The sequence below is a fragment of the Polaromonas sp. JS666 genome, assembly GCF_000013865.1.
Taxonomy (GTDB): Bacteria; Pseudomonadota; Gammaproteobacteria; order Burkholderiales; family Burkholderiaceae_C; genus Polaromonas.
In genome coordinates, this window is record NC_007948.1 from 2,687,552 (window position 1) to 2,702,464 (window position 14,913).

At 59.8% G+C, this 14,913-nt stretch carries 14 protein-coding genes; all 14 read right to left on the minus strand.

The genetic code is table 11. The annotated features are described in order from the left end of the window. Nucleotides 1–47: 47 nt before the first annotated feature. Complete coding sequence (locus BPRO_RS12740) at nucleotides 48–497, minus strand: PaaI family thioesterase (protein WP_011483480.1); 450 nt, start codon at nucleotides 495–497, stop codon at nucleotides 48–50. Nucleotides 498–635: 138 nt separating this feature from the next. Then, nucleotides 636–1,439, minus strand: a complete 804-nt coding sequence (locus BPRO_RS12745; protein ID WP_011483481.1) for an SDR family oxidoreductase — start codon at nucleotides 1,437–1,439, stop codon at nucleotides 636–638. Continuing rightward, nucleotides 1,399–1,722 carry a Dabb family protein gene (locus BPRO_RS12750; protein WP_369794572.1) on the minus strand — a complete coding sequence of 108 codons (324 nt, stop codon included), beginning with the start codon at nucleotides 1,720–1,722 and terminating at the stop codon, nucleotides 1,399–1,401. Before BPRO_RS12750 ends, BPRO_RS12745 begins: the two co-directional genes overlap by 41 nt. A 14-nt stretch (nucleotides 1,723–1,736) precedes the next feature. Beyond that, complete coding sequence (locus BPRO_RS12755) at nucleotides 1,737–1,967, minus strand: hypothetical protein (RefSeq protein ID WP_011483483.1); 231 nt, start codon at nucleotides 1,965–1,967, stop codon at nucleotides 1,737–1,739. Then, nucleotides 1,967–3,850, minus strand: a complete 1,884-nt coding sequence (locus BPRO_RS12760; protein ID WP_011483484.1) for an acyl-CoA dehydrogenase — start codon at nucleotides 3,848–3,850, stop codon at nucleotides 1,967–1,969. The genes BPRO_RS12755 and BPRO_RS12760 overlap by 1 nt, the downstream gene beginning before the upstream one ends. 70 nt (nucleotides 3,851–3,920) lie before the next feature. Beyond that, nucleotides 3,921–4,220, minus strand: a complete 300-nt coding sequence (locus tag BPRO_RS12765; RefSeq protein WP_011483485.1) for a PaaI family thioesterase — start codon at nucleotides 4,218–4,220, stop codon at nucleotides 3,921–3,923. Between the two features lie 15 nt (nucleotides 4,221–4,235). Then, nucleotides 4,236–5,411 (minus strand): acetyl-CoA C-acyltransferase, encoded by a 1,176-nt coding sequence (locus BPRO_RS12770; protein WP_011483486.1) that lies wholly within the window; start codon nucleotides 5,409–5,411, stop codon nucleotides 4,236–4,238. 26 nt (nucleotides 5,412–5,437) lie between these two features. After that, nucleotides 5,438–7,537 carry a 3-hydroxyacyl-CoA dehydrogenase NAD-binding domain-containing protein gene (locus BPRO_RS12775; RefSeq protein ID WP_011483487.1) on the minus strand — a complete coding sequence of 700 codons (2,100 nt, stop codon included), beginning with the start codon at nucleotides 7,535–7,537 and terminating at the stop codon, nucleotides 5,438–5,440. 169 nt (nucleotides 7,538–7,706) lie between these two features. Next, complete coding sequence (locus BPRO_RS12780) at nucleotides 7,707–8,402, minus strand: ABC transporter ATP-binding protein (protein WP_011483488.1); 696 nt, start codon at nucleotides 8,400–8,402, stop codon at nucleotides 7,707–7,709. Between the two features lie 88 nt (nucleotides 8,403–8,490). Next, complete coding sequence (locus BPRO_RS12785; protein ID WP_011483489.1) at nucleotides 8,491–9,267, minus strand: ABC transporter ATP-binding protein; 777 nt, start codon at nucleotides 9,265–9,267, stop codon at nucleotides 8,491–8,493. A 113-nt stretch (nucleotides 9,268–9,380) separates the two neighbouring features. Continuing rightward, nucleotides 9,381–10,673, minus strand: coding sequence for a branched-chain amino acid ABC transporter permease (locus BPRO_RS12790; RefSeq protein WP_011483490.1), 1,293 nt, complete (start codon nucleotides 10,671–10,673; stop codon nucleotides 9,381–9,383). Further along, on the minus strand, nucleotides 10,674–11,663 hold the full coding sequence (locus tag BPRO_RS12795; RefSeq protein WP_011483491.1) for a branched-chain amino acid ABC transporter permease: 990 nt from the start codon (nucleotides 11,661–11,663) through the stop codon (nucleotides 10,674–10,676). An 81-nt stretch (nucleotides 11,664–11,744) separates the two neighbouring features. Further along, a complete protein-coding gene (locus tag BPRO_RS12800; protein WP_011483492.1) occupies nucleotides 11,745–12,980 on the minus strand; it encodes a branched-chain amino acid ABC transporter substrate-binding protein in 1,236 nt (411 codons plus the stop codon). 121 nt (nucleotides 12,981–13,101) lie between these two features. Next, nucleotides 13,102–14,730 carry a 3-(methylthio)propionyl-CoA ligase gene (locus BPRO_RS12805; protein ID WP_011483493.1) on the minus strand — a complete coding sequence of 543 codons (1,629 nt, stop codon included), beginning with the start codon at nucleotides 14,728–14,730 and terminating at the stop codon, nucleotides 13,102–13,104. Nucleotides 14,731–14,913: the final 183 nt, after the last annotated feature.

Consider the following 14,913-nt stretch of genomic DNA (forward strand, 5'->3'; position numbering starts at 1 on the left):
AACGGATATTCCTCAGGTACTTAAGGCAGATTTGATGCTCAAAAGGTTTAATCCGTCGAGATGGGACTGACAGGCGGATTGAGCCCGTTCACGGCTCCAGGCCCCGTCGGCAGGCGCTTGACGTATTTGAAGGTACCGGTGGCATGTGCGCAAGCACGGCCCTGGTCGTCGTACAGCGTGGCTTCGGTGAACGCCATCGTGGCGGTGCGGTGCATGAGCCGGCCCTTGCCCGTGAGCTTGCTGCCGTCGCCCGGTGCGGGCCGCATGAAGCTGGTCTTCATTTCGATGGTGACCACGCCCATGTCTTTTTGCACACTGCGCGCGGCCGTCGCCATGGTCACGTCCATCAGCGTCATCACCGCACCGCCGTGCGTGACGGAAAACGAGTTCAGGTGTTCGGGCCGCGGCGTGTAGCCAAGGACCGATTCACCGCCTTCAAACAGCTCCAGCGTGAAGCCAAGGTGGTGAACGAAAGGGATTTCAGCGCCAAAATTCATTGAAAAAATCCTCGCAGTGCAGTACCCGGAGCGACAAGCGCGATGGCCACGATTTTTCCGCCGGGCCGCCCCAAGGAAAAATGCGCCCCCTCGGGGGGCAGCGAAGTACGCGAAGCGACGAGCGTGGGGGCCATACCTCTAGCCGCCTGTGACTACCGAAACACCACCGTCCACCGCCAGCCACTGGCCAGTGATGTGCTTGCCCGCGTCTGACGCGTAAAGCACGCACAGGCCCTTGAGGTCTTCATCATCGCCCAGGCGGCCCAATGGCGCGTGAGCGGCGAGTTTTTCTTCGCCCAGCGCCTTGAGCGTTCCAACCGTCATCTTGCTGGGAAAAAACCCCGGGCAAATCGCGTTGACGGTGATGTTGTACTTGCCCCATTCGCAACCGAGGGCGCGGGTGAAGTTGATGACAGCACCTTTGGAGGTGTTGTAGGCGACGGTGGTCATCTCGGGCGGGTTGCCACCCAGGCCTGCGATGGACGCCACATTGATGATGCGGCCAGACTTGCGCGCGATCATGCTGTGCTTGGCGATGTGCTGCGAGAGGATGAAGTAACCGCGGATGTTGAGGTTCATCACCTTGTCCCAGGCCTCCACCGGATGGTCTTCGGCGGGTGCGCCCCAGGCCGCACCGGCGTTGTTGACCAGGATGTCCACGTGTCCGAGTCGCTTGATGGCCTCATCCGCCAGTGCGCGAATGTCTTCTTCCTTCGAGCAGTCGGCGGCAATCCAGTCGACGTCAATGCCGGCGGCTTTCAGCTCGGCGGCGGACTCGATCAGGTCTTCGGCTTTGCGCGAACTCAAAATAACTTTGGCACCGGCCTCACCCAACGCCTGGGCCAGTTGCAGACCCAGGCCGCGCGACCCGCCGGTGACCAGTGCGGTTTTGCCTGTGAGGTCAAACAGCTGTTGAATGGAACGGGGCTTGCTGGCAGTCATGGGTCGTCTCCTTGGATGGTTGAACTTCGTAATCAAGCACGGTTCGGGTGTCGCGCAAGGCGCCCAGGCCGCTACTGATCAGCTGGTGATGAGGGTGATCTTGGTAGGCAGCCAATGCTGCGCTGTTTTCAAACTCTGAGTAAAGCACAACATCGCAGTTGGCTTCCAGTCCGGGTGTCCTGATGGCGACTTCAAAGGCGTGCATTCCCGGCACCAGCTGGCGACAGGTGTCCAGGCGCGCCTTGAAATCCGGGGCATCCGCGGCGTCCTTGAGTTTCCACATCACGATGTGCCTGATCATGGCCGCACCTTGATTCGGGAGCGGACATAAATCAGGATAAAACCCACCGCGGCCACCAGCCCGCCACCGACCACCAGCGACCAGCCCAGCGCCTCATCCGTACGCTCCACCGACAGGCCCAGGACGAGCGTCAGCAGGCCGCCATAAATCAGGACCCAGATCAGGCCCTGCAGGCGCGCCACGGATTTGCTGGAAGCGGTTGCGGACGACGGTTTGAAAAAAGCCATTAAAACGCCTCCTCAGGCATGTCGGCACAGGTCAGGTCGCGCGTTTCAGCCACCCGGAGCCAGGCTTCTATTTTGGGTAACTCGTAATGATAAAAATAACGGGTGGCCGCCAATCTGCCCACAGTGGCAGCTAGCGATTTTGCAGAATCGGCGGCCAAGGCCGCCAGCGCCACGTCGAGCCAGACCCAAGCCAGCACAGTATGGCCAAAGCCCTGCATATAGGGTACCGCATTGGCGAGGGCCTCGCCAGCCTTGCCGCTGGCCCAGGCGGCCCGGGTGGCGCTCTCCACCTGCTGCAGGGCCGTGCCCAGCGCCTGGGCATAGCTGGCCAACTCCGGCACCCGCATGGCTTTTTCCACTGTGGCATTGATGCGCTCCCCCAGCAACTGCAGGCCCCTGCCTCCCTCCATCAGCACCTTGCGCCCCAGCAAATCCATGGCCTGGATACCGTGGGTGCCTTCGTGAATCATGTTCAGGCGGTTGTCGCGCCAGTACTGCTCCACCGGAAAGTCACGCGTATAGCCGTAGCCGCCGTGCACCTGGATGGCCAGCGAGTTGGCCTCCAGGCACCATTCGCTGGGCCAGCTTTTGGCAATGGGCGTCAGCACTTCCAGCAACAGGCGCGCGTCGTCGGCGGCCTGGGGCTCGCCGGTATGGTGTTCGTCGACCAGACGGGCGCAATACAGCTCCAGTGCCAACGCGCCTTCGCAGTAGGCCTTTTGCGCCAGCAGCATGCGCTTGACGTCGGCATGCTCGATGATACGGATTTGCGGCTGGGCGGCATCCTTGCCGCCGGGGCCGACGGGCCGGCCCTGCGGCCGGTTTTTGGCATAGTCCAGGCTGGCGTAGTAGCCGGCCATGCCCAGCATGGTCGCCGCGGTGCCCACCCCGATGCGCGCCTCGTTCATCATGTGGAACATGCAGCGCAGCCCTTCATGCGGCTTGCCGACCAAGTAGCCGATGGCCCCCGCCTCGCCGTTCACCGGGTACTTGCCTTCACCGAAATTGAGCAGGGTGTTGATCGTGCCGCGCCAGCCGAGCTTGTGGTTCAGGCCCGCCAACGCCACGTCGTTCCTGGGACCCAGCGTGACCTTCACGCTGCCCTTCTCACCCTCTCCCCCCGGGAGAGGGCCGGGGGGAGGGCTCTCCACGTTCACCAGCCACTTGGGCACGATGAACAGCGAAATGCCGCGCGTGCCCGGGATCAGCTTTCCGTCAGGCCCGGGTATCTTGGCCAGCACCAGATGAATGATGTTTTCAGTCAGCTCATGCTCGCCGGCCGAAATCCACATCTTGTTACCCTTGAGGCGATAGCGCGGGCCGAGCGGGTCGGCTTCAAAGCCCTCGCCATCCGGCACGGCACGCGTGACCACGTCACTGAGGGACGAACCGGCCTGCGGCTCCGACAGGCACATGGTGCCCGAGAAGCGCCCCGAAAACTCATTTTTGGCAAACACGTCCTTTTGCGCGTCGGTGCCGTGCACCATCAGCAAATTGGCATTGCCTGTGGTTAGCATGCCCGAGCCGATGCTGACCGAGGCCATGGCAAAAAAAGCATTGGCAGCCGCTTCCACGGTGTAGGGCAACTGCATGCCCCCAACGTCATAGTCCTGCGCGGCGCTGAGCATGCCCGAGGCCGCATAGGCCTTCTGGGCATCGTGCGTGACCTGCGGGAGGATGACTTTTTCGCCATCGAAGCGCGGCTCCTGGGTATCGACGGTGCGATTGAACGGTGCATATTTTTCGCGGGCAATGCGCTCGCAGGTGTCAAACACCGCATCAAAGGTCTCGCGCGAATGGTCGGCAAAGCGTTCGCGCCGGTTCAGCGACTCGGCATCCAGCCACTGGTAGAGCAGGAAATCAAGGGTAGGCCTGAGGCTCATGGCGACGGATCTCCAGGTCGGGGTTATGTCGGTCGGAGTTATGTCGGGCTGGCTTTGACGGGAAGCCGGGCTATCGTGCCTTGGGCCACGGCCCAGAGCTTTTGCTCGCTGATGTAGTTGATTTTGAACTCAACGGTAACAACTGCCCATTCCAGCAGGGTTCGCCGGCATAGGTCAGCGCGTGGTCGGCGGCGTAGCTGATCACGCCACCATGCACAAAGCCATTCTGCTGAAGAATCTTTTCGGTGATGGGAAGCTGCAACTCGCAATGCCCCGGTGACAACGCATGCAGTTCGGCGCCGATCAGCACACCGGCAGGCTGCAGGGCCAAAAACGCCTGCCCTTTCTGAAGGAGCAGGGTTTCGTTCATGGCACAGGATGCCTCTTACAGGACTTCGTAAATACCTGCAGCACCCATGCCGCCGCCAATGCACATGGTCACACAAACACGTTTGGCGCCGCGACGCTTGCCTTCGATCAGGGCGTGGCCGGTGAGGCGCTGACCCGTGACGCCGTAAGGGTGGCCGACGGCAATGGCGCCACCGTTGACATTGAGCCGGTCCATGGGAATGCCCAGCTTGTCGGCGCAGTACAGCACCTGCACGGCAAAGGCTTCGTTCAGCTCCCAGAGGTCGATGTCGCTGATCTTCAGGCCCAGTTTGGCCAGCACCTTGGGAATGGCGAAAACCGGACCGATGCCCATTTCGTCGGGCTCGCAGCCAGCCACCGCAAAGCCCAGAAAACGACCCAGCGGTTTCAGGCCCTTTTTTTCAGCTACTTTCTCGCCCATCACCACCACCGCGCCACCACCATCGGAGAACTGGCTGGCATTGCCGGCCGCAATGACACCCCCGGGGATGGCCGGCTTGATGCCGCTGATGCCCTCCTTGGTGGTGCCTTCGCGAATGCCCTCATCCTTGCTCACGGTGACCTGTTTGGTGATCAGGCCCATCACCGGATCGGCTACGCCAGCTGTGACGGTAATGGGTGCGATCTCGGCTTCAAAGCGGCCGGCAGCGAGTGCAGCCGCGGCCTTTTGCTGGCTGAGCGCGCCGTATTCGTCCATGCGGTCACGCGAGATGTTGTAGCGCTTGGCGACCTGCTCGGCGGTTTGCAGCATGTTCCAGTAAATCTCGGGTTTGTTTTTGGCAAGCCAGCTTTCCTGCAGCATGTGGGTATTCATTTCCTGCTGCACGCAGGAGATGCTTTCCACGCCGCCAGCCACGTAGATATCGGCCTCACCGGCGATCACGCGCTGCGCCGCCAGGGCGATGGTCTGCAGGCCGGATGAGCAAAAACGGTTAACGGTCATGCCCGACACGGTGACCGGGCAACCGGCGCGCAGCGCAATCTGGCGCGCAATGTTGGCGCCGGTGGCGCCTTCGGGTGTGGCGCAACCCATGATGACGTCGTCAACTTCGGCCGCATCAATGCCGGCGCGCTTGAGGGCATGCTCTACGGCGTGGCCGCCCAGGGTAGCACCGTGCGTCATGTTGAAAGAGCCCTTCCAGCTTTTGGCCAGGGGGGTGCGGGCGGTGGAAACTATTACGGCTGAGGTCATGGGAATCTCCGGAATTTGTTCTCAAATTAGTTGAAAGTCTTGCCTTCGGCTGCGAGCCGGGCCAGCAATGGGGCGGGCTTCCAGAAACTTGCATCATCCAGCGGGTTCTGGGCAAAGCGATTCATGCTCTGCACCACGTTGAAGAGGCCCATCTGATCGGCGTACAGCATCGGGCCGCCGCGGTGCAGGGGGAAGCCGTAGCCGGTCAGGTAGACCATGTCGATATCGCTGGCTTTGGAGGCAATGCCTTCCTCGAGAATGTGCGCGGCTTCATTGACCAGCGAATAGACGAGGCGCTCGACGATTTCCTCATCGGAAATCCTGCGCGGCGTCACGCCGATGTCCTTGCGGTGCTTTTCGATCATGTCAACAACCACCTGCGAGGGGATCGCGTCGCGCTTGCCGGGCACATAGTCGTACCAGCCTGCGCCGGTTTTCTGGCCGTAGCGCCCCATTTCGCAGAGTAAATCAGCGGTCTTGCTGTACTTCATGCCCGGCTTTTCCTGGTAGCGGCGCTTGCGGATCGCCCAGCCAATGTCGTTGCCCGCCAGGTCGCCCATGCGGAAGGGGCCCATGGCAAAGCCGAACTTCTCCACGGCCTTGTCGACCTGCGCCGGCGTTGCGCCCTCTTCCAGCAGGAAGCCAGCCTGGCGGCTGTATTGCTCGATCATGCGGTTGCCAATGAAGCCGTCACAAACGCCGGATACGACTGCGGTCTTTTTGATCTTCTTGCCCAACGCCATGACGGTGGCCAGCACATCCTTGGCCGTTTTTTCCCCGCGCACTACTTCCAGCAGCTTCATGACGTTGGCCGGGCTGAAAAAGTGGGTGCCGATGACGTCTTGCGGACGCTTGGTGAAACTGGCGATCTGGTTCATGTCGAGCGTGGATGTGTTGGATGCCAAAATGGCGCCCGGCTTCATCACGCGGTCCAGCTCCTTTAAAACCTTTTCCTTGACGCCCATTTCCTCAAAGACGGCCTCGATCACCATGTCGGCGTCTTTCAGGTCGTCGTAGCTCAAGGTGGTGCTGAGCAGGCTCATGCGCTGCTCGTACTTGTCCTGCTTGAGCTTGCCTTTTTTGACCTGCGATTCGTAATTTTTGCGGATGGTGGCAATGCCACGGTCCAGCGCTTCCTGCTTCATTTCCAGGATCTTGACCGGGATGCCGGCGTTCAGGAAATTCATGGAGATGCCGCCGCCCATGGTCCCGGCACCGATCACAGCAATCGATTTGATCTCGCGCCTGGGCGTATCTTCCGGCACATCAGGAATCTTGGAGGCGGCACGCTCGGCCATGAAAATGTGGCGCAGCGCGCGGCTTTCAGGTGTCCACATCAGGTTGATGAAGAGCTCGCGCTCAAACGCCAGCCCGTCTTCAAATTTCTTTTTGGTGGCAGCTTCCACGGCATCCACGCATTTGAGCGGAGCGGGGAAATTCTTCGCCATGCCCTTGACCATGTTGCGGGCGAACTGGAAGTAGGCATCGCCATCGGGATGCTTGCATGGCAGGTTGCGCACCAGCGGCAGCGGGCGGGTGTCGGCAATAGACTGGGCAAAGGCCAGCGCGTCTTCTGCCAGCGACTCCGGCGAGGCGGCCATCCTGTCAAACAGCTTCTGCCCCGGAATCTGCGCCAGCAATTCGCTCTTGACGGGCTCTCCGCTCACGATCATGTTCAATGCGGGCTCGACACCCACTGTGCGCGGCAGACGCTGGGTACCTCCTGCGCCAGGCAACAGACCCAGCTTGACCTCGGGCAATGCCACGCTGCAGCCAGGTGCCGCGATGCGGTAGTGACAGCCCAGGGCCAGCTCCAGTCCGCCGCCCATGCAGACCGTGTGGATGGCCGCCACCACCGGTTTGGAGGAATTTTCAACCGCGCGAATCACGCTGAGCAGGTTGGGTTCCAGGAGCGCTTTTGGGGTGCCGAACTCCTTGATGTCGGCACCGCCTGAAAAGGCCTTGCCTGCGCCGGTCAGCACAATGGATTTGACGGCCGCGTCGGCGTTGGCTTTTTGCAGGTTGTCGGTAATGCTGGAACGGGTGGCATAACCGAGGCCGTTGACGGGCGGGTTGTCCAGTGTGATCAGCGCCACCGTGCCGCGAACTTCGTAATGGGTTGTCATTGCCGTTGTCTTTCCTTGAGTGAAGTTTCAGTTGTTTCGGCCTCGGGGGTTAAGCACCCCGCCAGAAAAATAGTACGACCGTTCTTTTTCTTATTGTAGGGTGGCTGCGCAGCCGTACAAGCGCAATACCGCCCTGTTTGTCCCAGCGGTGACAACCTCCGGGACTTTCTTACACTTCGAGCCACTCTTTCCGGATGTAGGCGTCGGCCCGCAAGCTGTCGGGCGTACCGTGAAACACGATGCTGCCATGCCCCATGACCAGCGCCCGGTCGGAAATCGCCATGGCGATGGTGAGCTTCTGCTCGATCAGAAGCACCGAAACGCCCTTGGCCTTGAGCGTTTGCAGGTATTGGCCGACCAGCTCCACAATTTTTGGCGCCAGGCCTTCTGTGGGCTCGTCAATGATGATGAGGTCCGGGTCGCCCATGAGCGTGCGGCACAGCGTGAGCATCTGCTGCTCGCCACCCGACAAAACCCCGGCTTCGGTGTGCTGGCGCTCCAGCAGCCGCGGAAACATGGTGTACATGTCCTTGAAAGACCAGCGCGATCCTTTTCCAGACCCTTTTTGACCCAGAAGCAGGTTTTGATGCACTGTCAGCTTGGGAAAGATGTCGCGGTTTTCGGGCACGTAGCCAATACCGAGATGTGCAATCTGGTAAGCCTTCTTGCCCACGACTTCCTCTTTTCTCCAGAGGATGGAACCCTGGCAGTCCACCAGACCCATGATGGCCTTGGCCGTGGTGGAGCGTCCCGAGCCGTTGCGGCCCAGCAGTGCCACGATCTCGCCCGGTTGCACATCGAATGAGACGCCGTGCAGTACATGGCTCTTGCCGTAGAAGGCGTGGAGGTTTTGAATATTCAGCATGCAAGGCTCCGACGGGCCGCCCCCAGGCAGCCTTGAGCCCCTTCGAGGGGCAGCGTACTACACGGAGTGAAAAGCGTGGGAGTCATTCTCAATGCCCCCCTGCTTGTGCATCGGCAACAGATGAGCCCAGGTAAGCTTCCTGTACACGCTGGTCGGCACGCACTGCTTCCGGCGTGTCATAGGCGATGATTTCGCCATACACCACCACCGCAATCTTGTCGGCCAGGCCAAACACCACGCCCATGTCGTGCTCCACGGTCAGCAGCGTCTTTCCGACCGTGACTTCCTTGATCAGGTTGATGAAGCGGCTGGTTTCAGAGCGGCTCATGCCGGCCGTCGGTTCGTCCAGCAGGATCACGCTGGCGCCGCCAGCGATGGTGATGCCTATTTCCAGCGCCCGCTGCTCGGCATATGTCAGGTTGATGGCCAGCACGTCATGCTTTTTCTCGAGCTTGATCATCGCCATCAGTTCTTCGGCGCGTTGATTGGCATCATCCAGGTCGGCCAGGAACCGGAGGAAAGTGTATTTGTAGCCCAGGCTCCAGAGCACACCGCAGCGCAGGTTTTCAAACACGCTGAGCTTGGGAAAGATGTTGGTGATCTGGAAGCTGCGCGACAGGCCCATGCGGTTGATTTCGAAGGGCCTTTTTCCATTCAGGCGCTGGCCGTTAAGCAATACGTCTCCGCTGGTGGGTTCGAAGCGGCCGCTGATCAGGTTGAACAGTGTGGATTTTCCTGCGCCATTCGGGCCGATGATGCCGACACGCTGGCCTGCTGGAACCGCCAAATTGACACCGCGAATGATCTCCGTTTTACCAAAGCTCTTGCGCAGGTCTTTCAATTCAAGCGCGTAATTGGCCCCCACGCTTGTCGCTTCGCGCACTGCGCCGCCCTCCGAGGGGGGTATTTCACCTTGGAACGGCCCGGCATTGCGGTCCATGCTGGAGCTTTTGGCTGCTGTTTGGTTGGTAGTGAACGTCACAGCGTCTCCCTGCGCTTGATCTCTTTTTCTATGCTTTGCTGAATCTGGTCCCACTCCCGGGCGAACTGACGGCGACAGACTTCAAACAGACCCAAGCCCGTTAACGTCACAAACAAGGCGCCAATCCAGCTGTTCAGCCCTCTGGAGTCAAGCCGGGCACCCAGGAAGGTCAACTCCGGACCAAGCGCAGCATTGAGTTGCAGGTGGTAAATCATCTCGATCATCGCCGCAGCGCCTATCAGCACCACCAGCGCCGTCAGCGCCAACGCCAGATAGCCGACCCAGAGTTTTCGCAGGTGACCAAAGACGGCCACCCGCAGATTCATCATGATGAGCGACGCCACCCCTCCCGGCGCGTACATCACCATGAACAGGAAAATCAAACCGAGGTACAGCAGCCATGCCTTCGTGAACTCCGACAACAGGACAAAAGCCAGCACCATGAGAACGGCACCAATGATCGGCCCGAAGAAAAAAGTCGCACCCCCTAAAAATGTGAACAGCAAATACGCCCCCGAGCGATACCCGCTGACCACCTCAGATGTGACGATTTCAAAATTAAGCGCAGCCAGGCCACCCGAAATGCCTGCGAAAAAAGCCGCCACGATAAAGGAAAAGTACCGTACTTTCTGCGTGTCATAACCCACGAATTCGACGCGTTCCGGGTTGTCGCGTACCGCGTTGAGCATGCGGCCCAGCGGGGTGCGCGTGAAAGCGAACATGAGCGCTGTACAGACCAGGGTGTAGGCGGCGATCAGGTAGTACAGCTGTACCTGCGGGCCGTAGGTGATGCCCCAGACTTTAGCGCCTGTCACCCGGTTGCCCGACACTCCCCCCTCCCCGCCAAAGAACTCGGGGAACATCAGCGACATCGCCCAGATCAGTTCACCCACACCGAGGGTGATCATGGCAAACGTGGTGCCCGATTTTTTGGTGGTGACCCAGCCGAGCACCACGGCCACCAGCATGCTGGCCAGCCCTCCTGCAATGGGAATCAGGCTCACGGGCACCCCAAGTGCCCCGCTGCTGATCTTGTTTAGCGTGTGAATCGCCAGGAAGGAGCCCATCCCGGAATAAACGGCATGGCCGAAGCTCAGCATCCCACCCTGCCCCAGCAGGATGTTGTAGCTCAGACAAACAATGATGGCGATACCCATCTGGCTCAAAATGGTGTGGCTCAGGCTGGAAGTAAAGACCAGCGGAGCCAGTGCCAGCACCAGTGCAAAAAGAGACCACAACAGAAAACGCCCAACATTGAGGGGTTTGAATTGGTAAAACTGCCGTGTCATTTAGCCCTCCCGCGTGCCCAGAAGGCCTTTGGGCCGAAATGTCAGCATCAGGACCAGTAACAGATAGGGCAGGATGGGTGCTACTTGGCTTATCTTGAGCTTGAACAGCGCATAACCAAAGGTCTCAGGCGTCACTACCAGACCTACCGTACTGACAGCGGACATGACAGACCCATCCATCGCCACCGCGAAAGTTTGCAGAACACCAATCAGCAGCGAAGCCAGAAACGCACCGGCGAGCGAGCCCATGCCACCCACCACGACCACCACAAAAATCACCGAGCCCACGGTGGCAGCCATACCCGGCTCCGTGACAAAAGCATTGCCGCCGATCACCCCGGCCAACCCGGCCAGCGCCGCACCACCGCCAAACACGAGCATGAAGACGCGCGGAACGTTATGGCCTAGGGCCTCGGCCATCTCCGGGTGCGTCAGCGCAGCCTGGATCACCAGCCCGATGCGGGTGCGGGTGAGCAACAGCCACACGGCCACCAGCATTAATACAGCCACCAGCATCATGAAGCCGCGGTAGAGCGGGAACTGGGTGCCAAACAGCGTGAACAGCGGACCATCGAGCAGGGCAGGCACCCTGTAATCGACCGAACTGCGGCCCCAGACCAGCTGCACCAGCTCCAGCAGGATGTAACTCAGCCCAAACGTGATGAGCAGTTCGGGAACATGGCCAAATTGATGCACGCGACGCAGGCAGAATTTTTCAAACCCCGCCCCCAGCACGCCCACCAGTAGCGGTGCAAAAAGCAATGCCCACCAAAAACCGACCAGCGCCGTGATGCTGTAGGCGGCGTAAGCACCCAGCATGTAGAAGCTGGCGTGCGCAAAATTGAGCACGCCCATCATGCTGAAAATCAGCGTGAGACCGGAGCTCAACATGAACAGCAACAAGCCGTAGCTCATCCCATTGAGCAACGAGATCGTGAAGAACTCGATGAAGCCGGGGCTGAGGCCGAGAGATGTGAGGAAATCGAGCATGAATCAACGCCAACGGGAATCAGGCAACAGGAAACACCAGGGTGGCCGTGGGGTCACCTGGTGTCAGTCGTAGTGGATGCCTCAGGAGGGGCGTTTCATCTGGCAGCTGGTGGGGGTGCTGGCCACATAGGATTCGATGTACTTGACCGGCGCAAAGGTATAGCCTGTTTTTTCCACGCTGTATGGATACTTCTTGTCGACCTTCTGCCATTTGGAGATGTAAAGGCCCTGCTGCATCTGGTTGTCCGATTTGCGCATCTCGGAATCGCCGTTGAAGCCCTTGAAACGCAAACCGTTCATGACCGCGGCCACCTTGACCGGGTCAGTGGATTTCGCCTTGGCCATGGCCTCGCTCATCAGCAGGATGCCGTTGTAGATGGAGTAGGTGTAGAAGTCGTCGCCAAACTTCTTCTGATAGTCACTCGTGAGTTTGGCCAGCGCTCCAGTGTGGTTGGAATGGCCATACGAAATCTGGTAAACCTCGGTTTCGCCGCCGGCGGCCAATACCGTCGGCGTGCCCGACACGGCTGCATAGTAGGTGTACAGGGGCAGCTTGAGCCCCGCGTCGTTCAATGCCTTGACGAACAGGGTCAGGTCAGCACCCCAGTTGCCGGTGACGATGGTGTCGGCACCCGACTGCTTGATCTTGGCGACATAGGGGGAAAAGTCCTTGACCTGCCCAAGCGGCACCAGATCATCACCCACAATCGATGAGTCAGGCCGCTTGCGGGCCATGCCTTCCTTGAAATACTTGGCCACCTGCTGTCCGTGGGAATAGTTCTGGTTGAGCAGATAGACCTTCTTGACCATGGACTGGTCTTTCATGAAGCTGGTCAGCGCTTCCATTTTCTGGGAGGTGTCGGCATCCAGCCTGAAATGCCAGTAGTTGCATTTTTCGTTGGTCAGCGCCGGATCTACTGCGGCGTAATTCAGGTACACCACCTCTTTGCCCGGATTACGCTCATTGTGCTTGGCCACCGCATCAGACAGGGCCAGAGCCGCGCCTGAACCGTTGCCTTGCGCGATGTAGCGAAAGCCCTGATCGACCGCCGCCTTGAAAGTGTTGAGCGCCTCCTGGGGCGAGCCCTTGCTGTCCATGCCGACAATTTCAAACTTGACACCCGCTACGTTGTTTGCCGCGTTAAGGTTTTCTGCCAGGAACTGCCAACTTTTAAGTTGATTCTGGCCGACGTTGCCAAACGAGCCGGACAGGCCTTCAATCAGGGCGATCCTGACGGTCTCGCCTTTTTGGGCCCAGGTCGCGCCTGAACAGGCCAATACCGCACAAACAGCAACGACACGAATGACATTTTTCATGATCCAGTCTCCTTTAATTCACAAGCTTTGCAGCGTACAAGTAATTCGAATTGCCAACGCTAGGGGTTGTCCGCAGGACATATCGCCTAGGTGACAGCGCGCCAGGCTTTCCACGTGGTCGTCAAATACCAGGCAGCTTGTAGTCCTTCAGCAGCTCACGGAGCCTGGTCTTGAGCATCTTGCCGGTCGCGCCCAACGGAATGGCATCGACAAACACCACGTCATCGGGAATCTGCCATTTCGCCGTCTTGCCGTCGTAGAACCTGATCAGCTCTTCGCGCGTGACGTCCATGCCCGGCTTCCTGACCACCGCAATGATGGGCCGCTCATCCCACTTGGGATGGGGAACGCCGATACAGGCAGCCATGGCCACGGCCGGATGCGACACCGCAATGTTTTCCACGTCAATCGAGCTGATCCACTCGCCACCGGACTTGATGACATCCTTGCTGCGGTCCGTGATTTGCATGTAGCCATCCGCATCGATAGTCGCGACGTCACCGGTCGGGAACCAGCCATTGACCAAGGGGTCGCCCCCCTCCCCCTTGAAGTACTCGCGCACAATCCACGGCCCTTTGACATGCAGGTCGCCAAAGGTTTTGCCGTCCCAGGGCAGGTCCTTGCCGGCTTCGTCGACGATTTTCATGTCGACGCCAAAAATGGCGCGCCCCTGCTTGAGGCGGATTTTCATTTTCTCGTCGTCAGACAGCGCGTCATGTTTGTTTTTAAGCGTGCACAGCGTGCCCAGCGGGCTCATCTCGGTCATGCCCCAGGCGTGAAGCACCTCCACGCCGTAGTCATCCCTGAAAGCGTTGATCATGGCGGGCGGACAGGCCGAACCACCGATCACGGTGCGGCGCAGGGTCGAAAACCTCAGGCCCGCCGGCTTGAGGTGACCGAGCAGCATCTGCCACACCGTCGGCACGCCTGCGGCATACGTGACTTTTTCAGCCTCGATCAGCTCATACACCGACTTGCCGTCCAGTGCCGGGCCCGGAAACACCAGCTTGGCACCCGCCAGCGCCGCCGAGTACGGAATGCCCCACGCGTTGACGTGAAACATCGGTACGACCGGCAAGATGGCATCACGCGCCGAAATGCACATGACATCGGGCAAGGCGGCCGCGTACGCATGCAGGATGCTGGAACGGTGGCTGAATAGCGCTGCCTTCGGATTGCCCGTGGTGCCGCTGGTGTAGCACATGCTGGAAGCGGAGTTCTCGTCAAAAGCAGGCCAGGCGTAATCACCTGTCTGCCCGCCAATCCAGCGCTCGTAGCTCTGCAGATTCGGAATGCCGGTGTCTGCAGGGAGCTTGTCCGCATCGCACAGCGCAATGTAGTGTTTGATGGTGGGGCACTTGCCGTGGACGGCCTGCACCAGGGGCAAAAAGGTCAGGTCAAAACACAGCACCTGGTCTTCGGCGTGGTTGGCAATCCAGGCGATCTGGTCAGGATGCAGGCGCGGGTTGATGGTGTGCAGCACGCGGCCCGAGCCGCTGACGCCGTAATACAACTCAAAGTGACGGTAACCATTCCATGCCAGCGTGGCAACCCGGTCGCTGAACGCGAGCTTCAGGCCATCCAGCGCCTGGGCCACCTGCCGCGCGCGACAGGCCGCGTCCTTGTAGGTGTAGCGATGCAAGTCCCCTTCCACCCGGCGCGACACGATTTCAGCGTCGCCATGGTGACGCTCCGCAAACTCAATCAGCGACGAGATCTGCAGTGGCTGGCTTTGCATCAAACCTAACATCGTCTTTTCCTTTCTTGCCCTGCCGGGTCGTTTATGAATCTACATGTCTCGTGATTGCATGGTAGCGCGCACGCCACCAGAGCCGCCCCGGGAAAATCCGCATCCACGCCAGTCAAGGGCTACAGGCCCTCGCCTTCATATGCAATGCCCTACTGTCGGCCTGCGAGACCAAAGATGCAACTG

What these genes read in the sequence shown, in the direction of transcription:
- BPRO_RS12740 (WP_011483480.1), bottom strand. Translation starts at nt 497, where the DNA reads ATGAATTTTGGCGCTGAAATCCCTTTCGTTCACCACCTTGGCTTCACG.
- BPRO_RS12745 (WP_011483481.1), bottom strand. Translation starts at nt 1,439, where the DNA reads ATGACTGCCAGCAAGCCCCGTTCCATTCAACAGCTGTTTGACCTCACA.
- BPRO_RS12750 (WP_369794572.1), bottom strand. Translation starts at nt 1,722, where the DNA reads ATGTGGAAACTCAAGGACGCCGCGGATGCCCCGGATTTCAAGGCGCGC.
- BPRO_RS12755 (WP_011483483.1), bottom strand. Translation starts at nt 1,967, where the DNA reads ATGGCTTTTTTCAAACCGTCGTCCGCAACCGCTTCCAGCAAATCCGTG.
- BPRO_RS12760 (WP_011483484.1), bottom strand. Translation starts at nt 3,850, where the DNA reads ATGAGCCTCAGGCCTACCCTTGATTTCCTGCTCTACCAGTGGCTGGAT.
- BPRO_RS12765 (WP_011483485.1), bottom strand. Translation starts at nt 4,220, where the DNA reads ATGAACGAAACCCTGCTCCTTCAGAAAGGGCAGGCGTTTTTGGCCCTG.
- BPRO_RS12770 (WP_011483486.1), bottom strand. Translation starts at nt 5,411, where the DNA reads ATGACCTCAGCCGTAATAGTTTCCACCGCCCGCACCCCCCTGGCCAAA.
- BPRO_RS12775 (WP_011483487.1), bottom strand. Translation starts at nt 7,537, where the DNA reads ATGACAACCCATTACGAAGTTCGCGGCACGGTGGCGCTGATCACACTG.
- BPRO_RS12780 (WP_011483488.1), bottom strand. Translation starts at nt 8,402, where the DNA reads ATGCTGAATATTCAAAACCTCCACGCCTTCTACGGCAAGAGCCATGTA.
- BPRO_RS12790 (WP_011483490.1), bottom strand. Translation starts at nt 10,673, where the DNA reads ATGACACGGCAGTTTTACCAATTCAAACCCCTCAATGTTGGGCGTTTT.
- BPRO_RS12795 (WP_011483491.1), bottom strand. Translation starts at nt 11,663, where the DNA reads ATGCTCGATTTCCTCACATCTCTCGGCCTCAGCCCCGGCTTCATCGAG.
- BPRO_RS12800 (WP_011483492.1), bottom strand. Translation starts at nt 12,980, where the DNA reads ATGAAAAATGTCATTCGTGTCGTTGCTGTTTGTGCGGTATTGGCCTGT.
- BPRO_RS12805 (WP_011483493.1), bottom strand. Translation starts at nt 14,730, where the DNA reads ATGTTAGGTTTGATGCAAAGCCAGCCACTGCAGATCTCGTCGCTGATT.